24 protein-coding genes and 1 other RNA gene are annotated in these 24,533 nt (G+C 34.9%); 4 read left to right on the plus strand and 21 right to left on the minus strand.

Annotation, left to right across the window (positions count from 1 at the left end; all coding sequences use genetic code 11):
- Positions 1–8: 8 nt before the first annotated feature.
- The 6 genes from B0E34_RS13705 to B0E34_RS13730 all read right to left on the minus strand — a co-directional run bounded on the left by B0E34_RS13705 (position 9) and on the right by B0E34_RS13730 (position 5,514).
- The gene (locus B0E34_RS13705; protein ID WP_087710274.1) at positions 9–1,724 is read right to left on the minus strand and encodes a phospho-sugar mutase; all 1,716 of its coding nucleotides are present in this window, start codon (positions 1,722–1,724) and stop codon (positions 9–11) included.
- Positions 1,725–1,859: 135 nt separating this feature from the next.
- Positions 1,860–2,471 carry a DNA topoisomerase IV subunit B family protein gene (locus B0E34_RS13710; protein WP_087710276.1) on the minus strand — a complete coding sequence of 204 codons (612 nt, stop codon included), beginning with the start codon at positions 2,469–2,471 and terminating at the stop codon, positions 1,860–1,862.
- A gap of 8 nt (positions 2,472–2,479) precedes the next feature.
- A complete protein-coding gene (locus B0E34_RS13715) occupies positions 2,480–3,181 on the minus strand; it encodes a GIN domain-containing protein (protein WP_087710278.1) in 702 nt (233 codons plus the stop codon).
- 6 nt (positions 3,182–3,187) lie between these two features.
- Positions 3,188–3,898, minus strand: a complete 711-nt coding sequence (locus tag B0E34_RS13720; protein ID WP_165762989.1) for a DUF3667 domain-containing protein — start codon at positions 3,896–3,898, stop codon at positions 3,188–3,190.
- Between the two features lie 48 nt (positions 3,899–3,946).
- Positions 3,947–4,897, minus strand: coding sequence for a glycosyltransferase family 2 protein (locus B0E34_RS13725; RefSeq protein ID WP_087710282.1), 951 nt, complete (start codon positions 4,895–4,897; stop codon positions 3,947–3,949).
- 17 nt (positions 4,898–4,914) lie between these two features.
- A complete protein-coding gene (locus tag B0E34_RS13730; RefSeq protein ID WP_087710284.1) occupies positions 4,915–5,514 on the minus strand; it encodes a DUF4199 domain-containing protein in 600 nt (199 codons plus the stop codon).
- 131 nt (positions 5,515–5,645) lie between these two features.
- Here B0E34_RS13730 and ffs point away from each other — a divergent pair.
- An RNA gene (ffs, locus tag B0E34_RS13735) (signal recognition particle sRNA small type) lies at positions 5,646–5,743 on the plus strand.
- Positions 5,744–5,848: 105 nt separating this feature from the next.
- On the opposite strand, the gene B0E34_RS13740 is transcribed toward ffs, so the two are convergent.
- From B0E34_RS13740 to gyrA, 6 genes are all read right to left on the minus strand, one after another.
- Complete coding sequence (locus tag B0E34_RS13740) at positions 5,849–6,535, minus strand: metal-dependent hydrolase (RefSeq protein WP_087710285.1); 687 nt, start codon at positions 6,533–6,535, stop codon at positions 5,849–5,851.
- A 29-nt stretch (positions 6,536–6,564) separates the two neighbouring features.
- Positions 6,565–6,846 carry a hypothetical protein gene (locus B0E34_RS13745; RefSeq protein ID WP_087710287.1) on the minus strand — a complete coding sequence of 94 codons (282 nt, stop codon included), beginning with the start codon at positions 6,844–6,846 and terminating at the stop codon, positions 6,565–6,567.
- A 9-nt stretch (positions 6,847–6,855) separates the two neighbouring features.
- Positions 6,856–7,785 carry a 1,4-dihydroxy-2-naphthoate octaprenyltransferase gene (gene menA / locus B0E34_RS13750; protein WP_087710289.1) on the minus strand — a complete coding sequence of 310 codons (930 nt, stop codon included), beginning with the start codon at positions 7,783–7,785 and terminating at the stop codon, positions 6,856–6,858.
- Between the two features lie 71 nt (positions 7,786–7,856).
- Positions 7,857–8,693 (minus strand): 1,4-dihydroxy-2-naphthoyl-CoA synthase, encoded by an 837-nt coding sequence (locus B0E34_RS13755; RefSeq protein ID WP_076390536.1) that lies wholly within the window; start codon positions 8,691–8,693, stop codon positions 7,857–7,859.
- Between the two features lie 620 nt (positions 8,694–9,313).
- The gene (locus B0E34_RS13760) at positions 9,314–10,351 is read right to left on the minus strand and encodes a tetratricopeptide repeat protein (RefSeq protein WP_087710290.1); all 1,038 of its coding nucleotides are present in this window, start codon (positions 10,349–10,351) and stop codon (positions 9,314–9,316) included.
- A 33-nt stretch (positions 10,352–10,384) separates the two neighbouring features.
- Positions 10,385–12,973, minus strand: a complete 2,589-nt coding sequence (gyrA, locus tag B0E34_RS13765) for a DNA gyrase subunit A (RefSeq protein WP_087710292.1) — start codon at positions 12,971–12,973, stop codon at positions 10,385–10,387.
- A 147-nt stretch (positions 12,974–13,120) separates the two neighbouring features.
- Between gyrA and B0E34_RS13770 the strand changes: the two genes are divergently transcribed.
- Positions 13,121–13,435: a DUF4286 family protein gene (locus B0E34_RS13770; RefSeq protein ID WP_087710294.1), complete on the plus strand. Its 315-nt coding sequence runs from the start codon at positions 13,121–13,123 to the stop codon at positions 13,433–13,435.
- A 175-nt stretch (positions 13,436–13,610) separates the two neighbouring features.
- On the opposite strand, the gene B0E34_RS13775 is transcribed toward B0E34_RS13770, so the two are convergent.
- The 9 genes from B0E34_RS13775 to uvrA all read right to left on the minus strand — a co-directional run bounded on the left by B0E34_RS13775 (position 13,611) and on the right by uvrA (position 21,733).
- Complete coding sequence (locus tag B0E34_RS13775) at positions 13,611–13,907, minus strand: hypothetical protein (RefSeq protein WP_123956626.1); 297 nt, start codon at positions 13,905–13,907, stop codon at positions 13,611–13,613.
- A 107-nt stretch (positions 13,908–14,014) separates the two neighbouring features.
- The gene (locus B0E34_RS13780; protein ID WP_087710298.1) at positions 14,015–14,509 is read right to left on the minus strand and encodes a GNAT family N-acetyltransferase; all 495 of its coding nucleotides are present in this window, start codon (positions 14,507–14,509) and stop codon (positions 14,015–14,017) included.
- A 2-nt stretch (positions 14,510–14,511) separates the two neighbouring features.
- Entirely contained in the window at positions 14,512–15,024 is a 513-nt protein-coding gene (locus tag B0E34_RS13785) for a DUF421 domain-containing protein (RefSeq protein ID WP_087710300.1), read from the minus strand.
- 174 nt (positions 15,025–15,198) lie between these two features.
- Entirely contained in the window at positions 15,199–15,333 is a 135-nt protein-coding gene (locus B0E34_RS13790; RefSeq protein WP_087710302.1) for a bacteriocin-like protein, read from the minus strand.
- Positions 15,334–15,479: 146 nt separating this feature from the next.
- Positions 15,480–15,884 (minus strand): hypothetical protein, encoded by a 405-nt coding sequence (locus B0E34_RS13795; RefSeq protein ID WP_087710304.1) that lies wholly within the window; start codon positions 15,882–15,884, stop codon positions 15,480–15,482.
- Between the two features lie 187 nt (positions 15,885–16,071).
- Entirely contained in the window at positions 16,072–16,944 is an 873-nt protein-coding gene (locus B0E34_RS13800) for a hypothetical protein (protein WP_087710306.1), read from the minus strand.
- 78 nt (positions 16,945–17,022) lie between these two features.
- Positions 17,023–17,427, minus strand: coding sequence for a hypothetical protein (locus B0E34_RS13805; protein WP_087710308.1), 405 nt, complete (start codon positions 17,425–17,427; stop codon positions 17,023–17,025).
- Between the two features lie 69 nt (positions 17,428–17,496).
- A complete protein-coding gene (locus B0E34_RS13810; RefSeq protein WP_087710309.1) occupies positions 17,497–18,825 on the minus strand; it encodes a hypothetical protein in 1,329 nt (442 codons plus the stop codon).
- 76 nt (positions 18,826–18,901) lie between these two features.
- Complete coding sequence (gene uvrA / locus B0E34_RS13815) at positions 18,902–21,733, minus strand: excinuclease ABC subunit UvrA (RefSeq protein ID WP_087710311.1); 2,832 nt, start codon at positions 21,731–21,733, stop codon at positions 18,902–18,904.
- Between the two features lie 522 nt (positions 21,734–22,255).
- Between uvrA and B0E34_RS13820 the strand changes: the two genes are divergently transcribed.
- Positions 22,256–22,828, plus strand: coding sequence for a Crp/Fnr family transcriptional regulator (locus B0E34_RS13820; protein ID WP_087710313.1), 573 nt, complete (start codon positions 22,256–22,258; stop codon positions 22,826–22,828).
- Positions 22,829–23,646: 818 nt separating this feature from the next.
- Positions 23,647–24,327, plus strand: coding sequence for a type 1 glutamine amidotransferase domain-containing protein (locus B0E34_RS13825; RefSeq protein WP_087710315.1), 681 nt, complete (start codon positions 23,647–23,649; stop codon positions 24,325–24,327).
- Positions 24,328–24,533 lie beyond the last annotated feature (206 nt).

Consider the following 24,533-nt stretch of genomic DNA (forward strand, 5'->3'; position numbering starts at 1 on the left):
GAATGAAATTAATCTAATTTCAAATCCTTTCTTACTTCTTCTATTTTTGCTTCTAAAGACTTCAATTTATCTCTGAAATCTGCTTCAGAAGTAATGGAATCTTTTACAGAAATATAGAATTTAATCTTCGGTTCTGTTCCTGAAGGTCTTACGCACACTTTGGTTCCGTCCTGAGTGTAATAAATCAATACATTCGATTTCGGAATATCGTTCATTACTTGCTTCTCACCTTTTGAAACAATGAAATTAGTCTGTTCTTTAAAGTCTTTTACCTCTTCAACCAATGAACCAGCCAATTCTTTTGGAGGATTTTCACGGAAGTTTTTCATCATATTCTGGATTTCTTCTGCTCCGTCTCTTCCTTTTCTTACCAGATTTACCAATCCTTCATAATACATTCCCAATTCCTGATAAATTTCAATCATGTATTGGTACATCGTTCTTCCGTTGGCTTTACACCACGCTGCAATTTCGCAGGCTAAAACAATACTTCCGCAAGAATCTTTATCACGTACGAAATCTCCGGTCATGAAACCGAAACTTTCTTCGCCCCCGCAAACGAATTTTTCTTTTCCTTCGAAATCACGGATCATTTTTCCGATCCATTTAAATCCGGTTAATCCGACTTTACAGTCTACACCAAATCTCTGTGCAATATCAAAGAAAATATCTGAAGTTACGATCGTAGAACCGATGAATTCTTTTCCTGTGATTCTGTCCTGCTTTCTCCATTCGTTTAAAATATAGTACGTAAGGATCGTATTGGTCTGGTTTCCATTCAATAATTCAATTTCACCGTCAAGATTTCTTACTGCAATCCCCAGTCTGTCACCATCCGGATCTGTTCCGATTACGATATCTGCATTGGTAATTTTCGCCAGATCCATTGCCATTTCCAAAGCGGCCGGTTCTTCCGGATTCGGAGAATCTACCGTCGGGAAATTTCCACTTGGGATCATTTGCTCTTTCACAAGATCAATTTTTTTGAATCCTGCTTTTTCCAATGCCTTCGGAACGGTTGTATAAGTTGTTCCGTGGATGGATGTGAAAACGATGTTTAAATTTTCTTTTCCAACATTCTGATAGGTAGAATTTTCGATACATGCATCAATGTACACATCATCCTGCTCTTCCCCGATCCATTCGATTAAATCATCATTTCCGTTGAATTTAATTTCCTCAAATTTCACAGAATAAACTTCATTGATGATTGCTTCATCGTGTGGCGGAACAATCTGCGCTCCGTCATTCCAGTATACTTTGTAACCGTTGTATTCCGGCGGATTGTGAGAAGCCGTTAAAACAATTCCTCCGTGACATTTTTTATTTCTCACGGTAAATGACAATTCAGGAGTCGGTCTGTGATCTTTGAAAAGCAATACTTTAATTCCGTTCGCCGTTAAAACATCAGCCACCAGTTTTCCGAATTCTTTCGAGTTATTTCTTACGTCATAAGCAATTGCCACTTTAATTTCTTCTCCCTGAAACTGCTTTAACATATAATTGGCAAGTCCCTGTGTTGCCTGACCTAAAGTATATTTATTTAAACGGTTGGTTCCGACACCCATAATTCCCCTCATTCCTCCTGTTCCGAATTCCAGTTCTCTGTAAAAAGAGTCTTCCAGATCAGGCGAATTGCTGTCAATTAATTCCTGAACAGCCTTTCTTGTTTCCTCATCAAATGTTTCGCCCAACCAAAGTTTTGCTTTTTCTAATGTTGTCATATTTGTATTTTCTAATTTTTATAAAGTTCCGGTTTTAATTTATTTGTTTTATCGTTTCAGCATTTGTCATTTCGACGAAGGAGAAATCTGTTTATAAAAGATTCTTTATCTGGATGCAAAATGACAAGCACTTATTTATAAATTATTTGTCTCAATTTTTAAATTTGGCAGTCTTTCTTTCAAAGCATTTAATTTCAATTGCAACTCATTTAATTCAAAAACAAAATTTCCAAAAATCTCTTTGCTGATCTCAAAGCTTATTGTTGTAAAATCCTCAGAATTATCCGTTTTAATAATTTCCTTCGATACTGTTTTTCCTTTTTCAAAAATAAAATGACCTTTTTGTCTGCTGAAAATTGTCTTAAGTTCACATATTTCAGAGACAGCATTAATTATTGCCATTCCAACCCGACAAAATTCATCACCTACTTCCAAATGCTTCTTCTCATTGCTACATGCGCCGATTTTGGTCATAATGCATTCCGCTATAGTTAAATCGTGAGATTTTTCTAAAGACATTCCTGCATTATATTCAATTTTTAATGAGTTTCCTACAGCATTAATTATAATTTCACTACAATTTTCATCAAAATATTCATCAATAGCATGGCAAAGAGATCCAAATACCAGAGCATTTAAATTGTTTTCTTTAAAACAATCTTCAAAATACATTTTAGGACGAAGCCTTACATGCTCCATTCCTTCTAAAGTCTGAATGCTACTTGCTGTATAATTTTTTTCTTCCAACTTCCTGCTTAATCTAATTTCTTATTTTCTACCCTTGTCGTTTTATCAATTTTAAAAGCCCTAATCGGATCATTATAATACACAAATTTAGCCGTATTCTGAATATGTCCTTTCAATGAATCTTTTACATTCACTTCGGCGTAATTCCCATTTTTAGAATCGATATTCAGATGTTCGATTTTCCAATAGGGAGCGATAAGACTTGCGGTATCAGAAACTTTAATCACAGCATCTTTGGTTTGCCCCAGAAAATTAGCTCTGCTTCGGTTCATCATTTCTACTTCTGCCCTTCTTGTATTTACCGAACCCATAAATGTAGCATAATTTTTTAAATTAAGCTTAAAATTATCGGTCTTAATTTCGCTCGAAATGTTCATTTCTACAGAATCTGAAGCGGTTACTTTTTCCAGATTGTATTTTGAATAGATCGTTACATTATAAAAATCAACTCCTTTTGTTCCTCGTTTTTCTCTGATGGTTAAGGTTTTATCTTTTACATCCACCTCAAGATTATCGGCGACATTAGGATAGGTTTCGATTTCTATAAAATTTTTGTTTCCTCTTGCATAAAACACACGGAATTTTCCTTCCAGATCGAGGTTTACAAATTCTGAAACATCTACGTCCTTCCTTTCAATATTCCCTTTCGGAGAAACTTTTCCGCAGGAAACCGCAGAAGCTATTATGATGATTAAAAGTATTTTTTTCATTTTAAATTATAGGAATTTTTCAATAAACAACATTAAAAAAAGAACTTCTGAAAGAACTAATATGTAAAATACGAGAAGTCTCCAAGCCAACCCTGCCCAAGAGTATTTTTTCCTGAATGCATTTATATAAACGAATGCAGGAAAGAAAATAAATGCAGTTTCCAAAACCCTGTCAATACCATCAGAAATTCCTGAAAGAGGTTTGTAAGTTCCCATGATACTAATGAGATCATCCGTGAGAAAAAAAACAAGAATCCCGATTAAACTTATAGTAGCAATTACAAAATGCTCTGCAAGATTAAACTTTATTTTTCTGAAGACAATCCACCCATTACAGGCAAGAATAGGAATCAGAAGCAATAATGTTGCTTTTGAATATTTTGTGAAAAAATCTATGGTTTTAGAATCTTCTGCTTTTAGATCTATTTTAGCAGTATCAACATACAGATGAAAGGCTATAACGTTAAACCCAAAAAGAATAAGCAACAGCGAAATAAAATTATAATACCTTATTCTTTTTCCGCTGATGTAATTGGTTGCGGTTATTCCGGGTCTTATTAAAACCTCTTTCAATGTATTCAAAAATCTTGCTTCTACATGCCATATAGAGCCTAAAACATCATTTTTAATGAATAAAACCGGGGTTATTCTTGCCGTGTCAGACTTCTGTCCGCAATGAGCACAATACTCATCGGAAACCGAATGACCACAGTTCAAACAACGTTTTTTATTCATATTTAATGATTAAATATATTGTTTTTTCCGTTAAATTACTTCGTCAATATTATAATTTTTATGTTCTCTGTTGGTTCTGATAATCATTTCACCTAAAAATCCTGCAACGAAAAGCAGGGTTCCCATAATCATCATGGTTAAAGCGATAAAAAACCACGGATTATTGGTAATTAAATGACCATAAATTCCTCTTGCCACATCAATCAGCTTTGAAACACCCAGCCAAAGTGCAGAAAGAAAACCTACAATAAACATTAAAGTTCCTACCGCTCCGAAGAAATGCATCGGTCTTCCCCCGAAACGACTTACAAACCAAAGCGTTACCAGATCCAGAAATCCTCTGATAAACCTTTCGGTTCCGAATTTTGAAGTTCCGTAAGGTCTCGCCTGATGCTGTACTTCTTTTTCTGTAATTCTTCTGAATCCTGCATTTGCTGCCAAAACCGGAATGTAACGGTGCATATCTCCGTAAACATCAATTGATTTTACGACCTGCTTTTTGTAAGCTTTCAGTCCGCAGTTGAAATCGTGAAGATAAACACCGGACACTTTTCTTGCTGCGGCATTGAATAATTTCGACGGTACATTTTTCGTCATTACGTTATCAAAACGTTTCTTTTTCCAGCCGGAAACAATGTCGTAATTATCCTGAACAACCATGTTGTACAGTTCAGGGATTTCTTCCGGAAAATCCTGTAAATCAGCATCCATGGTGATGATAACATCGCCGTTTGTTCTTTCAAAGGCAGCATGAAGCGCCTGAGATTTTCCGTAATTTTTAGAAAATTTAATTCCGTGGATCTGAGGATGTTGTACTTTCAGATTCTCGATAATGCTCCACGAAAGATCCGTACTTCCATCGTCTACAAACCAGATTTCATAAGATAAACTGTTTGATTTACAAACGCTATCAATCCTTGAAAAAAGCTCTTCCAGAGAAGCTTCCTCATTCAGTAACGGAATAACTATAGATAAATTCATTTAATTTTAATAAAAAATTATTCTTGATTTTGTTCTTCCTGATAGATTGTTTTTGTTCTGAAAAACGCTCCGAAAAACACTGACAAAACTACGTAAAATATAAGAATTGCCGCAAAATATCCTGAAAAATGACTTGCAGTAAGCATATCTTTTCCTTTCACCGCCTCCGGAGAGAAGCTTGGAAGCCTTTCTTTGTACTTTTTATCCAGTTCATCAATGTCTTTCTGGTGCTTTAAAACTTTTCTTGCGGAATAATATTCTTTATCCATTTCCGCTTTCTGTCTTGTTACATACTGATAATTCAACAGCTTTTTTGCGTCTGTATCCACAAAATTTAAGAAAGCATAAATGCTGAAAATGGATAAAATTCCCCCGATAAACATGGGAACGAAAGCTCTATTGAATGCTTGTTTGAAGTTCACCGTTTTGTGGCTGCTCCAGTACGATTTCACCGACCAGAATGCGGCTCCCGCATACAGAATCGGTAAAACGAAAGCATTGGCTTTCAATGAAATATCAAAATAATTAACTCCTGAAAAGAAGTAATACACCACGAAAAAAACAATCATCGTAGCGCCAAACAGTAAAATTCCTAATGTGGAAGGGCTCTTCGTCATATCTAATTTTTTTGAAAATTTTTGAAAAATTATTGGTCTGAATTTCAGCAAACTACCTCTGCAAGCCAATTTTTTCCATTAATTTTCTTTAATAAAGTTTTGAGTTTTGCAAAATATTCCTACCTTTGCAACGGCAAGTCCTAAACAACCAGCTCCTGAGAATCCTCCAGGGTGGGAACGCAGCAAAGGTAATCGGTCGTAGCGGTGTGATTTAGGTAGCTTGCCATTTTTTATTGGTTTAAGTTGAAGAGAGGTAATTGGATAATTATCTTTTTTTGTTTTTATATACTTCAACATTTTGATTCCTGTTTTCAAATTACCTCTCAACATTTATTTAAAATTCGAACGTCTCTCCCAGTTTTGGTAAAACAAGTTCTACATTTTTATCTTCAAAATGCTTTAATGCACTTTCATGATTAATTTCAATAGCAGGGAAAGTATCAAAATGACATCCGATTACTTTTGGAGTTTTTAATAATTCTGCTGCTGCAAATGCTGCCTTTCTCGGGCACATTGTGTAGTGACTTCCGATCGGAAGGATGGAAAGGTCTAAATTACCGTATAACCTTGGAAACAGCTCCATATCTGCCATTACTCCGGTATCTCCTGCCATATACAGGTTTTTACCTTCAGGAAGTCTGAAAATATAGCCTACAGGAACGCCGCCATAGCTTCCGTCCGGAAACGAACTTGTATGATGAGCCGGAACCATAGAAATTTTAAGATCATCGATTTTTGCTGATCCTCCTAAGTTGACATCGTCTGTATTTTTTGCATTTTTAAAGTATCCGCAGATTTCGGGAACTGCAATAAGTGTTGCTTCAGGATGATGCTGTAAAACTTCCTCTACATCCGCAATGTGATCTCCATGAGCGTGAGTCAATAAAATATAATCGATTTTCTGTGCAGAAATATCGAATCCTGACTCCGCCTTTTTATAGTTGTAGAATGGATCTGATAATATTGTTTTGTCTTTGTAGGTGAACAAAAAGCAATTTTGTCCTAAGTATTGTATTTTCATTTTAATTTATTTAAAAATTATATTTTGATTTAGTCTGAAATTGTTGAATTAAATAAAATCTGAAATATCATGAAGCCGGTAAGCATCAAGATAAAAATCTGGATAATAAGGAATTCCTTTATCAGCTTTATTTTTCCTGCTAAAAAAAGCACCGCCATAACCGCGTTTGCCAAAACAGCAATCAGGATTAAAAATGGCAGAAAGGCAATCTCTGAGAAAGACGCCCCATCCTGCATTTCATTAATTAAACTGTAAATTATAATGAATGCTGCTGCTACGGATAAACAGGAGGTAATTTTTAAAGCTGTCATATTATTATTTTAACCAAACAGATTAAGTCCTGCTGCGGTAAGAGCCGCAATCATAAAGGTCATGATTCCTACCTGTTTCAGGAAAGGATCCAGTTCTCTCGGATTTTTTACGGTCATAATCTTTCTTCTGATTTTCATTAAAGGAATCATTAAGATCATCACAATAAACACTTTGTAATTCTGCGTCTGGAAAAAACCATTGACTCCTAAGAACAACAAAATTAAAATCAGAGGAAGCTGTAAAAGAATCATTTCATAAATCATTGCATTTTTGAAGCCGATTCTCAGTGCAAAACTGTTTTTCCCTGATTGTTTATCGCTTTCAATATCTCTCATATTGTTCAGGTTCAGAACAGCCATGCTCATCATTCCGATTGCGGTTCCGGGCAACAACATATCCCAACTGAACGATTTGGTAAACAGGAAATAACTTCCGCAGACAGAAACCAGACCGAAGAAAATAAATACAAAAATATCTCCCAATCCCATGTATCCGTAAGGTTTTTTACCCACCGTATAACCAATTGCGGCTAAAATGCTCAAGATTCCCAAACCGATGAATATGTAAAATTCATTCATATAATCGGGAATAAACGCCACATATAAAAGGGCTACTGTTGCTATAAAAGATAAAACGGAGAAAAGAATAACTGCATTTCTCATCTGTTTTGCCGTAATTTTTCCTGAGGCTACTGCTCTTGCTTCTGCTTCTGTCGCTCTTTTGGCATCGGTTCCTTTAATTCCGTCTCCGTAATCATTGGCGTAATTAGAAAGAATCTGGTATAATAAAGTCACGACTAATGCCAAAGCAAAAATTCTCCAGTCCCAGATTCCACCTTCACCATAAAGCCTCCATTTTGCAATGAAAGCTCCCATAATAATTCCGCTGAGCGACAGCGGCAACGTTCTAAGCCTTGCGGCTTTTATCCAATCTTTCATATGTATAGGTAATGAGTAATTGGTAATAAGTAATGTTCTTATTGCTCATTACTCATTGCCAATTACTTATGTTAAGATATCCACTGATCGTCTCCGAAATTTGGTTTTCTTTTTTCAAGGAATGCATTTCTTCCTTCTTTTGCTTCCTCCGTCATGTACGCCAAACGTGTTGCTTCACCTGCGAAAACCTGCTGCCCAACCATTCCGTCGTCTGTAAGGTTCATGGCAAATTTCAGCATTCTGATGGAAGTCGGAGATTTTGCAAGAATTTCCTGTGCCCATTCATAGGCTGTATCTTCCAGTTCTGCATGAGGAACCACTTTATTTACCATTCCCATTTCGAAAGCTTCCTGAGCGGAATAATTTCTTCCTAAAAAGAAAATTTCACGGGCTTTTTTCTGTCCTACCATTTTTGCAAGATAAGCAGATCCGTAACCACCGTCGAAACTGGTAACATCGGCATCAGTTTGTTTGAAAATTGCGTGTTCTTCACTTGCTAAAGTTAAATCGCAAACCACATGAAGAGAGTGTCCTCCACCAACAGCCCAACCCGGAACTACCGCGATTACGACTTTTGGCATAAAACGGATGAGACGCTGAACTTCAAGAATATTTAAACGGTGTCTTCCGTCTTCTCCTACATACCCTTGATGTCCTCTCGCTTTCTGATCTCCACCACTGCAAAATGCCCAACCTCCGTCTTTCGGACTTGGCCCTTCTCCTGAAAGCAGGACTACTCCAATTTTCGGATCTTCATAAGCGTCATAAAAAGCATCGTATAATTCTGAAGTTGTTTTTGGTCTGAAAGCGTTACGAACTTCCGGTCTGTTGAAAGCAATTCTCGCTACCCCATTACATTTTTTGTACGTAATATCTTCGTATTCTTTGGCGGTTTTCCACTCAATCATTTTTGTAAAAATTTTTCTCAAAGATACGGAATTGCATAGAATTTTAACATTGATTTTTGATGATAATCGTTGGAATTTTAGTTCTAATATTAGTTGTTTTTAATGCTTGAAATTATTTTAACCTGAGTTCGGGATAAGTCTTATTAAGCGCAACGTTAAACAAAGAGATTCAATTATCAGGAATTAAGCTTTTAAGATATACAAAGGCGTAAAACTTATCAAAGTAATACTATTTTTGTCTTTTTTAAATAAACGAAGTGCTTTTGTTTAGCTTACCAACTTTCAATAATTAAAAAATCTTTTGTTTTTCTTTGCGATAAATTAGTATAATGCGATAAATCGACTATTTAAATTTATTTCTTATCTGAACTAAGGTTAATATTATATACTTTTTGGCTGAAAAAATTGAATAATGCTAAATATTGGAAAACTAACTTTATTTCAGTACAAAACCCAATTTTTTTTGAGGATTAAATTTGGTCAATAGAATAAGATTCTTCAATACGCTTCGCTTCTTTCAGAATGACAGAATATTACTAAAGCAAGAAAATATTTGTTTCTACTGAATAAAAAAACCGAAACAAAAATGTTCCGGTTTATATTTAATGAAAGATCTGAAATTATTTTGCAGGCTGTTTTGCTGCCAATTCAGCTTCTTTAGCTTTCATTTCATTATACTTGGCTGTATTTTTAGATGTATTATACACATCCTTCATTACCTGAACCGCTGTAATATCGTTTGGTAATGCCTGAAGCCATTTTTCCCCATAAGGAATTGCTTTTGTAAACCTTTCTTTTCTTGCTTCAATTAATTTTGTAGCATCGTCCGGTTTTGTTTTTCTTAATGCATTGATTTCAGATACAGCTTTTTCATCGTCTCCGATTACTGTGTATACTAAATTCTGATAAGCATTAGCAAAATCAGGTTTCAATTCAATTGCCTTCTGGAAAGATGCGATGGCTTCTGTTGACATTGCAGGATCTTTTGCCTGAAGAACTCCTAAATTGTACCAGTTGGTTGCATCATTAGGATTTTTAGCCAATTGTTCCTTTAAATTTGCCATGAATTTTTCTGTATTTCCTGATGCATACAGTGCACTTCCCTGATATTCTTTCAGTTTAGAGCTGTTTGGAAATTTAGCCAGTCCTTTTTCAATTAATGCTAAAGCTTCATCGTTTTTCTTTGCATTGATTAATAAAGTCGCTAAAGTTTCATATAAATCCTGCTCAACACTTGGAGACTGTTCCGTTTTAAAATCTGAATAGTCTTTTGATGATGTTTTCTTTAATAATTCCCAGGTATTTTTATCATAACTGGCAACCTGACCTGTTTTGTTGTCTTTTGCCGTATAAGTGGTTTCAACACCTGTATAACCGGAACTGATCAAATCTGTATATATTTTTGTAGCCTGAGGAATATCGTTTGCTAACGCATAATTCAATCCTGAGTAATACATATATACTTTATTGTCCTGTCCGTTAGCTTTCAACAAGTTGTAAACTTCCATAAACTTAGGCGCTGCCGCTGCATAGTTTTTTGCATTATAAGCATCCATTGCAACTTTATTAGCTTCCTGAAGTTTAGCGTTAGTATCTTCTTTTTGTCCAAAAACAAAAGCAGATGCCACGATAGCTATCCCTAAAATTAGCTTTTTCATAATCACTATTTTATATTAATTGTACAATATTAATTATTCTTCCGAATCAGAATTCTCAGTTTCCTCTTCCGGATTTTCATTTTCAGCTTGAGGAGCATCTGTATTGTCTTCCTGGTTATCAAATAGCGTTCCTACAACCCCTTCCTCATTTTCTTCAGATTCTTCTACTTCTTTATCCATTTCTACTTTTGCAATCGCAGCAATTTCGTCATTCTTTTTAAGATTGATCAGTCTTACGCCCTGTGTATTTCTACCCATCACTCTCATTTCGTCCATTCCCATTCTGATGGCAACACCGGATTTGTTAATGATCATCAATCCGTCTTCATCTGTTACATTCTGAATGGCAATAAGATTTCCTGTCTTTTCAGTGATATTCAGCGTGATAACTCCTTTTCCTCCTCTGTTGGTAATTCTGTAATCTTCTACGGCTGTTCTCTTACCGTATCCTTTTTCGGATACCACAAGCACTGTTTCTTTCTCCACATCATTTACAACAATCATACCGATTGCTTCATCGTCTTCTTCCATGGCAATACCACGAACTCCGATCGATCCTCTTCCTACTTCTCTTACTTTTTCTTCAGGGAAACGGATACATTTACCGTTTTTCGTAGCAATCATGATCTGCGATGTGCCATTCGTTAAATAAGCACCTAACAACTGGTCATTATCTCTGATCTCAATTGCATTCACCCCGTTTACTCTAGGTCTTGAATATGCTTCCAGCGAAGTTTTCTTAATGGTTCCGTTTTTCGTTACCATCACAACGCTCATCTGGTTTACATATTCAGAATCTTTTAAGTTATTGGTTCTGATGTAAGCTTTGATCTTATCGTCCGGTTCAATGTTAATTAAGTTCTGTACCGCTCTTCCTTTTGCTGTTTTGGAGCCTTCCGGAATTTCAAATACTCTTAACCAGTAACATCTTCCTTTTTCTGTAAAGAAGAGCATATATTGGTGGTTGGTTGCCGAAACAATATATTCAAGGAAATCTGCATCTCTTGTAGTTGCGGCTTTGTTTCCTACACCGCCTCTGCTCTGGATTTTGTATTCTGATAATGAAGTTCTCTTAATATATCCTGCGTGGGAAATGGTAAGAACAACAGATTCGTTCGGAATAATATCTTCAATAGACATTTCCCCTCCTGAATAATCGATTTCGGTTCTTCTTTCGTCTCCGTATTTTTCTTTAACTTCAATTAATTCATCCTTGATGATCTGGAATCTTCTTGGTTCGTTTGCCAGAATATCTTCCAAATCTGCAATTTCTTTCATGATTGCATCATATTCATCACGGATCTTGTCAAGCTCCATTCCTGTTAAACGGGCAAGACGTAAATCAAGAATTGCCTGAGCCTGAATTTCAGAAAGCTCGAAAGCTTCGATCAATCCTTCTTTCGCAGCCTGCGGATTGGCAGAGTGACGGATGATTGAAATCGCTTTATCTAAAGAATCCTGAGAACCGATCACTTTCATGAAACCTTCAAGAATGTGCGCTCTTTCTTTAGCTTTTCTAAGCTCAAACTGAGTTCTTCTTACGATAACTTCATGTCTGTGCTCTACGAAATGATGAATGATGTCTTTTAAGTTAAGCTGCTCGGGTCTTCCGTGAACCAATGCAATATTGTTTACACTGAAAGAGGTCTGAAGTGCTGTATATTTATAAAGTAAGTTCAGGACAACATTCGGGATCGCATCATTTTTAAGTTCATAAACAATACGAAGACCTCTTCTATCCGATTCGTCTCTGATTTCGTAGATTCCCGGAATTTTCTCTTCTTTTACGAGTTCCGCAGTTCTTGCAATCATTTCCGCTTTGTTTACCTGATAAGGCACTTCGTTTACGATGATTGCATTTCTGTTTCCGATTTCTTCAAAAGCTACTTTTGCTCTCAGAACTACTCTTCCGCGACCAGTATGAAACGCATCTCTTACGCCGTCGTACCCATAGATAATTCCACCTGTAGGAAAATCCGGAGCTATGATGTGCTGCATTAATTCATCGATCGTAATTTCTCTGTTGTCAATATAAGCGCAGATCGCATCTACAGACTCAGACAAATTGTGCGGAGCCATATTGGTTGCCATCCCTACCGCGATACCGGAAGTTCCGTTAACTAAAAGATTCGGAATTTTTGAAGGTAAAACTGTCGGTTCCTGTAAACTGTCGTCGAAGTTGTTCTGAAAATCTACCGTTTCCTTGTCCAGATCCGAAAGCACCTCATCAGAGATTTTTTTCAGTCTTGCTTCTGTATAACGCATTGCTGCAGGCGGATCTCCGTCCATGGAACCGAAGTTACCCTGTCCGTCTACCTGCGGATAACGCAAGCTCCAGTCCTGGGCCATTCTTACCATTGCATCATATACAGAGGAGTCTCCGTGCGGGTGATATTTACCTAAAACGTCTCCAACAATTCTCGCAGATTTTAAATACTTTCGATTAGAAAAAACCCCTAATCCATACATACCGTAAAGTACTCTTCTATGAACGGGTTTCAAGCCATCTCTTACATCCGGCAACGCTCTCGAAACGATAACCGACATCGAATAATCGATATAAGATGACTTCATTTCATCAACAATGTTGATAGGAATCAGTCTTTCTCCTTCTTTTTGCATAAACAATTTTATTATAATGATAGTCAGACCCTTAGCTATACGTCTGAAAATTATTTTTTTTGTATTTTTATTAACGGGCTAATTTACGAAAAATTTGCCGATTTTTGCGGTAAAATTTATCTACAGAATCTTAAAAATTCATAAAATATGAGCATATTAAGCATAACGTTCCACTGCACAAAAAATAATCTTGAAGCCTGGGAAAATTATATGGACGAAACCCTGGTTTTAATGACGGAAAATCTGATGGACGTTAATCAATATATCCTTTCTGAAGTGCACAGCGATTATATTGAAGAAGGCAAAAACTATAATCTTCTTCTTATTTTTGATAATGACGAGCTGAGAGAAGATTTCATCAAAAGCGAAATGGAAAATATTGCTGAAAGAATTGAAGCAAAATTCGGACAGGAAGTTATGATTTTCAATACTTTTCTGAATCCTAAGAAATCGAGGTTGTAAAGATTAAGGTTGAGATTGAGATTTAATAAAAGAAAAGGCTGTACCAATAGTGATACAGCCTTTTGTATATAAATAAATTATTAAAATTCCTTATTTATAAATCGATATTCAGAAACCAAATCTGTATGGTAACTAACAAAAAAAGCACTGAATTTCTTCAATGCTTATATTCTATTTATAAATTAACAATAACTACAGGTCTTGCCGGATACACTCTTTGTGGTCTTGGAGCATAATATACCCTTCTTGCAGGTCTGTAATAATGTTTTTTATAATAACGTCTCGGTGGTTTGTGATATACTACCGTTCTGTAGTAAGTTCTTTTTGGTCCGTGATAATAATGTTTTTTTGGACCGTGTCCATAACCATGTCCTCTTCCGTGACCATGACCTCTCTGTAAAGGAGCAGCATTGTACAGGGCAAAGGAAAAAACAATCAGGAATAGTCCCAAAATTTTAGTCAGCATCTTCATAAATATATATTTTTCAAATTACATCATGAAAAATTACAATCTGAATGCCAATAATTATTTTTCGTTGTTTTTATGTGAACATTTAAGAAACTTTAGTATTTTTTATGTTAAAAAACAGTTTTACTTCTTCTTTCAAGCATAATAACATCTTTCCACTCACCATTAAGTTTTCCTATTTTCCTTCTTGTTCCCACAATCCTGAAGCCGTTATTCTGATGTGCTTTCAGAGCGCCTTCGTTTTCCGGAAATATGTTCACCTGCAATGTCCAGAAGCCGTGATCTTCGCTGTCGAGAATCATCTTTTTTAGCAAAACAGAACCTAACCCTTTTCCCTGATATTCATTATCGAAATACACACTTACTTCAGCAACGCCTTTGTAGCTTTCTCTTTTGCTTACGGGTTTCAGGGCGCACCAGCCAACAACTTCGTTGTTTTCATTTTCCAAAACCCAGCGACAGTCATTATAATAATCCATATTCCATGCTTCGGCAGTGGGAACGGTCGTTTCGAAGGTCGATTTTCCGCCTTCGATTCCCTGTCTGAAAATTTCTAAAACTCTGGCTTCATCTTTCGGAAGCATTTCTCTAAGCTCGTAATTCATGGCTAATGATATTTTCGTTTGTTTTTTCTTTTAATTCTGGAATAATGGGTCTGTTTGCTTTTGTTATCCTCGGAAACCACACTGATATTTCCATCCACTTCCAATACCGCAAGTCTTACCTCATCAATTCCTCCCACACCATGTTCTCTCACGGCTTCTTCCAGTTCATCGGAAGTTATTTTTACTTTGTTTAGCGCTTTTTCGTCTACTACTCCATCTTTAATAAGGATAACGGGATCTTCTTCCATAAAACTTTTAAAAGCAGGACTTCTGAACATGAATCTTTTTAAGGTAAAATTAGCCGCAAAAAGAACCAGAGCAGCAATTAAACCACCCTGAAGCGAGGTATCCTGTCCTACCATAGCGTTCTGGACAGCGTTGGAAATCAGAAGCAGCAGAACAACATCTCCCGCGTTAAGCTGCGAAAGCTGATTCTTCCCGAAAACACGGATTCCGATCACCATGAAAAGATAAAAACAGAGCGAACGCAGAACGACATCTAAAATAGGATTCACAAAAGTTTTTATTATACAATCAAATGTATAAATTTTTACCGTCTGTTTGAGAAGTAGGAAATAAAAAGTTTAGATTTATTCAAAGGGCATTTGCTGAAGCTGTTAAAATACAATTATGAAAGAAAAATTTTTGAAGCATAAAAAAAACCGCCTTCTAAAAAGCGGTCTGAATTGTTAAGGACATTGTGAAATCTGAGCTTCACTGCAAACAAGCTTGTTGATTCTTTCGCAGAAAACGCAGTATTGTTTTGGCTGTCCGCCGTTTACCGATTTCAGATCTGTCTTGCTTAGCTTCTTCAAATTTTTCATATTGTTTTAATTTTGTCTGATTCAAATATATAACGAATATTTTCCTTAGTTATTACAACTTTACATTTAAAATTTTCATTATTTACACCTAAAATAAAAAAGCCATACAGAAGTTGTATGGCTCAGTATAAAAGATTTTATGAATGTTATCTGTTGTTAATATCCACTCTTACAGGCATAACGTAGGTAGAAGCAATCATATTTTCGTTTAATTTTTTGCTGTCTACTCTGTAATGAAGCTTGCTTAAAACGTTTTCAATTTCTTTGCTTACGTTCTTGCAGTCTCCTTTGGAATGAACATTTACGATTTTTCCGTTTTCTGCAATATCAAATTTCACTTCCGAGTTTACAACTCCCTGCTTATAATCCTGATTGGTAAAGTCAAAATTCGCCATCAAAAGATTTCTTATTTCATTGAACGCATCATTCTTATTCAACTGTACTTCCTGAATGGTATTATTGTTTGCAGTCTGTGCTTTTGCCATATTCATTACTGTTGCAAATCCACAAACGAAAACTGAAGCGATTAATATCTGAATTTTATTTTTCATAACTCTTTGGTTTTAAATGTTATATTAAACTTATTTACTATTTCTTTACCAAAGATATATAAAATAATTTACAATAATTTCACATTTAGTTAACATTGAGTTAACATTAGAATTTAAATTATTGATTTTCAGGTGAATAAAATTTGAAAATTTTTTGAAAATTTAATATTGGGATGGAAAATTTAGTTTAAAAACTCTTTTTGAGCTCTTCAATAATGTCATGCTTGAATTTTGAAAAAGGTCGTCTATGGTAATCATCTTCGTTGATTTCAATACCGAAAATCATGCGATAAGCTTCTTCTTGTGATAAATTTAAACCTTCAAAAGTTTTATTACAAAGAATGTCTAAATAGTTTTTGGAGTATTTGTAGCGTAAATGGTAAAGATCCTTTAGTTCAAAATTTGAATGAGCATTGTAAACTTCCTTAATTTTGAAAAAATCTAATGTTTCCTTAATTTTTGATTTTTCTTCATAATTAATTTTAACATTAAATTTAGAAAGAGTTTCATCAAAATCAAAAGAAAATATAAAATCTTTTTCCTTATTGTTTTCTTCTTCAATGTATGGATGCAAATGTTTTTTTAATTCCAAAGGTTTTGAACTTTTAATTGTACTGTTACAAATATTACAACATGGAATTAAATTATAAATTGACAAAGCCAAAAGCGGATAATCTTTCTGTGAAAAATAATGATCAAATTGTGGTCTGGAAATTCCACCATTTTCATCGTTAATTGTAAGTGTATAATTTCTATTACAGTAGGTACAAGTATTAATTCCTATATTTTGAGAAATTTCATAAGAAATTTCCTTATCGTTGGAAATAAAATACTTGTAATTAAAAACCTTCTCTACAATATTTTTATTCTTTAATTCACACGGAGCAGCATTATGAATACCTAATATTACTAGAGGTTTTTCTATTAAAATTTGTTTGATAATATCTTCTGTTAAAAAATTTTTAGAAAAGTCAGATAAACCTGAGCAATCAATTTTATCCTTCATTGCTATATAATACCATTCTAAAGCATCATTTGAAATTTCTTTTAGTCTTATCATTTCAAATTAAATTTATTTCTCAAATATTCTATTTCCTTTTCAGCCAGTTCTTTTTGAAATTCTTTTTCAGGCTTTAGTTCATCCAGGCATTTCGGCAAGTTTCATTCTTACTACATTTTCATCAATTAGCTCAATGATTTTTTTATGGTGTTTGTATTCGTCTTCATTAAGTTCATACGGTTGCTGAGATTTACTATCTTTTTTAAACTTTTCAAGGTTTATCCATTTTATTGTTTCCTCAATCTTTCCTTTCGCAAAATCTCCTATAAAACCATCTTTAATAAAGAAACTATCTGCTAATAAATCGGTTATGTTTGCTCCAAAAGATTTTTTAGGTTTTTCGTTTTGACTGAGAACTTTTGTTTTATCTCCATCTTTTTTTAAATAAATAACGTTGCTATTGGGAATATCTGATAATGTTAAAGTATCGTGTGTGGTAAAGATAATTTGCACGCTTTCGAAACCTGAGATTTCTGAAAACATTATTGGTAAAAAATCTGTTAGAATTTTAACATATTTTTTCTTCCATTGCGGATGAAAACCAAGATCTGCTTAATCTAAAAGAAGGATAATGTTTTTGATGCTTTTGGTTGTGTTTATATACTTTTCTTCTGGATCTTGTTTTCGAAGCACATCAATAGTTCTATCAGAAAAACTTTTATAAATCGTTGAAAAAAGATTAATCATTGATTTTTCTCCTGAAGATAAAACTCTATTAGGTCTTACATTAAATAAATAAGTTCCCCATAAATATCTGCCATCTTCTATTGATAATGAAATTTCATTTTGAAGTTTAATTATTTCAATTGCAATATTTCTATCATAAAGTGAAGTGAATGGTAAATAACCTTTATTATTCTCTATTAATAAATTAAACAACTTTATTAGTTTATTAGCTAAATCTTTTTTTTCATCATTGATTAAATTTAATTTTTCTTTTACTAAATTAACAATAGACATAGCTTCAACTTGCTCATCCCTTAATTCTTTAATTATTACTCTAGCAAAATTTTTAATGTATTTATTTATATACAAAATATACATTACAAGAAGATCATGTAGTAACAAAGAAGAATTTAGAATTTGATAATAAAGTTTCCAATAAATTTCAATTTCTTTTTTTTCATCATAAGAATATTGCTTTTCAAGGATATTAAAATGCTTTTGATTAAAATTTCTTTTCGTTTTATAATCAAACCATAATTTTTTCTCACCCCAAAAATTCTCAACAAAATCAAATCGTAAATTATAGTTTAAAAAACTAAATTGCTCTGAAAATTGATTAAATTTTTCACAAAATTCAAGTTCATAAAAATAATTATTATAAATATAACTTCTTATATCGCTAGTGCTTAATCTATTAGTAAATCTAAGATTTACAATTTTTTTATTCTTGCTGTAGATATGCCCCAATCTATTTTCATCTTTCAATAAAGTTAGATCATATTCAAATATAGGACTATAATGTATTTGTATAATATTAGAATCTTCATGAAAAATATATTTACATTGTTTATTTTCTAAAAACATTTTAGGATTAGAAACTTTTGGCTGAAATTGATAAAAACAAATAATTAAAGAATCATCCTCCTTTTCCCAAATATGTATATTATTTTTATAAATTCCAAAATTATAAATATCAAAATCTTTCAAAACACTCGTTTTTCCTGCTCCATTTTCCCCAACAAGCGCAGAAACCAAAGAAATATTTTCTCCCCAAAATCCCTCTATGAAATTTGGATTTTCTTCTCTTGTAACGTCATATTCATTATCTATACTTTCTCTTGCAGTAATTGTATAGAAATATTTCCCACCCAGATTAATGGTTTGTGGCTCAGAAAATAGAAAGTGTTTTTTTATATAAATAGCTGCAAGTCTCATAGTTATTCGTTTCCCCAAAAGTAAATAAAAAAACCGCAACATAAATTGCGGTTTTCCATAAGAAATTTATATAATTTTATTCCAGCTCCCTTTTCAAAAACTTCCCCGTCAAACTTTTCTTCGACTTCACAATTTCCTCAGGCGTTCCCTGCGCAACGATTTGCCCTCCGTGTTTTCCGCCTTCCGGACCAACATCGATGATATGATCGGCTAACTTGATCACATCCATATTATGTTCGATGATGATGAAAGAATTTCCTAATTCCACCAACTGGTTAATCGCATCCATCAAAATCTTTACATCTTCAAAATGCAGTCCTGTTGTGGGTTCGTCGAGAATGTATAAGGTGTTTCCGGTTTGTCTTTTTGCCAGTTCTGTAGCTAACTTGATGCGCTGCGCTTCTCCTCCAGAAAGGGTGGTCGATTGCTGTCCCAACGTAATATACCCCAAACCGACATCCTGCAGAGTTTTCACCTTCGCAAAAATTTTCGGAATCGGCTGGAAAAATTCTACTGCTTCATCAATAGTCATATCCAGCACATCAGAAATCGATTTTCCTTTGTAACGCACTTCAAGAGTTTCCCTGTTAAAACGTTTTCCATTGCAGGTTTCGCAGTGAACATACACATCCGGTAAAAAATTCATTTCAATTACTTTTAAACCGCCTCCCTGACAAGTTTCGCATCTTCCGCCTTTTACATTGAAAGAAAATCTTCCCGGTTTATAACCACGGATTTTACTTTCCGGCAATTCCGCAAACAGGTTTCGGATGTCGGTAAACATTCCGGTGTAGGTTGCAGGATTCGAGCGCGGCGTTCTTCCGATCGGAGTCTGGTCTACATCTACAATTTTATCAATGTGTTCAAGACCTTCAATTTTTTTGTACGGCAAAGGTTCCTGAACCGCCCTGTAAAAGTGTTTATTTAAAATCGGATACAATGTTCCGTTGATAAGCGACGATTTTCCGCTTCCCGAAATCCCCGAAACTACGACCAGTTTTCCCAGAGGAATATCCAGTGTAACGTTTTTCAGGTTATTTCCGCTTGCTCCTTTTAAAACGATATTTTTTCCGTTTCCTTTACGTCTTTCCGCAGGAACTTCAATTTTTCTTTTTCCGTTAATATACTGCGCCGTAATTGTATCTGTTTTTACCAGATCTTTTGGTTTTCCCTGCCACAGAATTTCTCCACCGAATTTTCCGGCTCTCGGACCGATATCCAAAACCTCATCGGCTTCCAGAATCATGTCTTTATCATGCTCTACCACCAAAACAGAATTTCCGATATCCCGAAGATTCTTTAAAGAATTAATCAATCTTTCATTGTCTCTCTGGTGCAACCCAATGGAAGGCTCATCTAAAATATAGAGAACATTCACCAATTGAGAGCCGATCTGTGTAGCCAGACGAATTCTCTGAGATTCTCCACCCGAAAGCGTTTTTGAACTTCTGCTCAGGCTTAAATAATCTAAACCAACGTCTAATAAGAATTGCAGCCTTGTTTCAATTTCCTTTAAAATTTCATGCGCAATGATAGCATTTTTCTCAGAAAATTTATCTTTAACATCAGCAAGCCAGTCCTTTAAATCAATTAAACTTAAAGCATTAACTTCCGCAATATTCTTTCCATCGATTTTAAAGCTTAAACTCGAAGGCTGAAGACGGGTTCCTTTACATTCCGGACAGGTTTCTTCCGTGGTAAAATGCCTTTCCAGCAGAATTGCTTCGTAGGATTCCCTTTCTTCGATAATTTCTTCCATGAAAGGAATTAAACCATCAAAGCTGATCTTGATTTTCTTGGTAATTCCGGCGTATTTTAAATCTTTGTTGAATTCTTTATGACAGCCGTTATAAATATAGTCTAACGCTTCTTCCGGAATGTCCTGAATCGGAGTTGCCATTCCCAATCCGAAAATTTCCAAGATATTTTTGATCTGAGAAAGTACCCATTTATTAGACTTTAAGTCTTCCAAAGGCAATAAACCTCCCTGATTGATGGATAACTTCGGATTTTCAACAAAATAATCTGTATTGATTTTCTTGATGGTTCCCAAACCTTTACAGCTCGGGCAGCTTCCTTTCGGAGAGTTGAAAGAAAACGTATTCGGTTCCGGCAGAGCCAGTGAATGACCGGTTTCGGCATCCATTAAATTTTTAGAAAAATATTCGATGTCCTTCGTTCCCAGTTTCTGAATTCCGATCAGTCCTTCTCCCATTTCCATCGCTGTGCGCAGAGATTTTTCCATTCTCGCTTCGGAAGCAGATTCCCCGATGATCCAGCGGTCGATGACGATATCGATATCGTGGGTTTTATAACGGTCGAGTTTTAAATCATATTCAATATCCTGCAGTTCACCGTCAATTCTTGCCTGTCCGTATCCTTTTTTTGCCATCTGCACAAAAAGTTCGTGGTAATGTCCTTTTCTGGATCTTACCACAGGCGCCATCAGCATGATTTTTTCCCCTTTATAATTTTCTTTGATGGTTTCTAAGATTTGTTCTTCGGTATAACTTACCAGTTTTTTTCCTGTCGTTTGAGAATACGCATCGGAAACTCTGGCAAATAAAAGACGAAGGAAATCGTACAGTTCCGTCACAGTTCCTACCGTAGAACGCGGGTTTTTGTTGGTAGTTTTCTGTTCGATGGCAATTACAGGAGACAATCCTTCAATTTTATCAACATCGGGACGCTCCAGACCTCCCAAAAACTGTCTTGCGTACGCAGAAAACGTTTCGATATAACGGCGCTGTCCTTCCGCAAAAATCGTATCAAAAGCCAATGAAGATTTTCCGCTTCCCGAAAGTCCTGTAATCACGACCAGTTCGTTGCGTGGAATTTTTACATTGATGTTTTTAAGATTATGTTCGCGTGCGCCGTAAACTTCTATATATTCTGTTGATTTACTCATAATTTGGGGTGATTTTACCTGAAAATCACGATGTGCAAAATTACGGAAATTTTGGCAATTTTCAGTGTTAAAAAGTGTTAGTTTATCCTTACAAAAATGATGCGAAATTATTCCGAAGCCATTTGTTTTTTTAATGGTCTTAGAAAATTATTATAACAACTGTACCACAAAAAATTTACTCTTTCTTCATGAATCTCTGATTACTTATTGTAATTTTCACAATAAAAAATCAGTCTTTTTAAAGCAAAACTTGTTTAAATTAATTTCAGAATTAACCGCAAAAGGGACAAAAGATCATGTTAAAGCGAATTTCTGTAATAATCAAAGCGCTCAAAAGAATAAAAATCAAAGATTTTAAAAAACTATGGTGAGCTTTCTCATTGATAATGATCAACTTTAAATAAAAAATTTAGTAGATCTTTTGTGAATTTTGCGGTTAAATAAAAGTGTAAACAGACTTACAATTTCTGTATTCAGATTCTTCAGAATTTTAATTACTTTTACACCGGATAAAGCATTATCATGAACCGACTGCGAGAACATATCGAAGCCATTACACCGCTTACAGACGAAGAGTTTGAATATGTCAAAACTTTTTTCACCTTAAGAAAAGTCCGTAAAAACCAGTTCCTGATCCACGACGGAGACGAAGTTAAATATGAATTTCTTGTTCTTGACGGAATTTATAAAGTCTATTATATTGATGAAAACGGCAAAGAACATATTCTTCAGTTTGCCAAAAAAAACTGGTGGATGTCCGATTATATCGGATTTTTTAAACAGCAAAATTCCAAAATGTTTATCGAATGCCTGAAAGAAGGTGAAGTGGTAAGTCTTACCCTTGAAGGAAGAAATAAACTCGCAGCCGATCTTCACAAGATGGATCATTTTTTCAGGATTAAATTAACGAACGGTTATATTGCGCTTCAACAGAGAATTATGATGCTTTTGTCGGGAACACCACAACAGCGTTATGAAGAATTTGTAAGATTGTATCCCGATCTGATTTCGGAAGTTCCTAAAAAATATGTCGCAGAATATCTCGGCGTAAGCAGGGAAACTTTAAGCAGACTGTACTCTAATACCAATAAGTAGTTTTAAATTTTTTATTCAGAAAATCTTAATGAAATGCATTTCCAGCATTTTTGTCATCCTGAAAGGATCTTAGCAATAAAGATAATAAGAGACTCTTCGACAGGCTCAGAGTGAAATCGCGAATACTAAACGAAAGATAAAACAATAAATAATTGTTAACAATTCTTTTCAATCAGCAAAATTTTTAACGAGTCATGTCATTCTGATTGAAATTTTGCGAAGCATTATGAAAGGAAGAATCTTTTTGATAATCTCCCGCAGATTGTACAGATTACGCAGATTTTTTTTCAATCTAAAATTTTTTATCCTTTCTCAAATGCATTTACAGTATTTTTGTCATCCTGAAAAGTATCTTAGCAATAAAGATAATAAGAGACTCTTCGACAGGCTCAGAGTGACACCGCGAATACGAAATGAAAGACAAATGAAGAATCTTTTTAAACACCAATGACACTAATTTTTTTGCACAAAGAGCACAAATAAATTAAATACGATATTAAAGACAGATTTTATGCATATTGTTTCAGATATTGAAAAGAATAACTTCCGCCATAGCCCCGATTGCAGAGAAAATCCCGCAATGGAGCGGCGGAGCGAAGCGGAGCCGCGCAATGAGGAATTGTAACGGAAAGCGGGAAAAAGCTCCCAATAAAATATAAAAAACAATAGAATAAAATGCAGAAGTGTGATTTGGATCACACTTTTTTTGTGACTTCAGTCCTTCGAACGAAGCATTGGATCGGCATATATTTGCTGTAGAAATTCAGGTAATTTCAAAAAGATCAAACAAATATTTTTAACAAACAAAATTGAATGTCATGAATCCAAAAGTATTAATCGTTGTATCCAACGCCAATTCTATCGGTCCGAACAATAAAAGAACAGGAACTTTCCTGCCTGAAGTAGCGCATCCTTATGCAGAGTTTGAAAACGCAGGTTACCAGATCGATTTTGCCAGTTTAACTGGTGAATCTCCGTTTCTGGACGGATTAAATTTAGCGGATGATCCGGAGAACTTAAAATTTTTAACCGGAAAAGGCTGGGAAGATATGCACCGTGCAAAAAAACTGTCTGAGGTAAATACTTCTAATTACGATGCCGTTTTTGTTCCGGGAGGTCTGGCTCCGATGGTCGATATGGCAGAAGCACCGGAACTTAAGAAAGTGCTTGCCGATTTTTATGAAAGCAACCGTGTTGTAGCAGCGGTTTGTCATGGTCCCGTTTCGCTTCTGAATGTAAAATTAAGCGACGGAAGTTATCTGGTAAATGGTAAGAATATTGCTGCATTTAGCACTGCGGAAGAAGACAGCTATGCAAAAGCGGATGTTGCTTTTGATCTTCAGACTGCCTTAACGGAGCAGGGTGCGATTTTCCATGCAGCAGAACCATGGTCTGCCAACAGCATTGCCGACGGAAATATCGTGACCGGACAAAATCCGGCTTCTGCAAAAGGTGTAGGAGAAAAAATAGTGGCTCTTTTGGAAGCGAAAAAAGCTTAGGCAACTTGTTGTGCATTTTTACCATTAAGGAATTAAGCTTATTATCTTAAAAAACTTAATAGTTATAAATATCGCAAAGGCGCAAAATATTCATTAAATACGGTCTTTTCTTAAGGCGCAAAGATTTTATCTGCGATAAAATTAAGCATCAATCCTTATTGAAAATCTTTGATTTTCCTGCGCCTTAAAGATTTGAGATTAATAAA

It is taken from the genome of Chryseobacterium mucoviscidosis (assembly GCF_002177115.1).
GTDB lineage: Bacteria > Bacteroidota > Bacteroidia > Flavobacteriales > Weeksellaceae > Chryseobacterium > Chryseobacterium mucoviscidosis.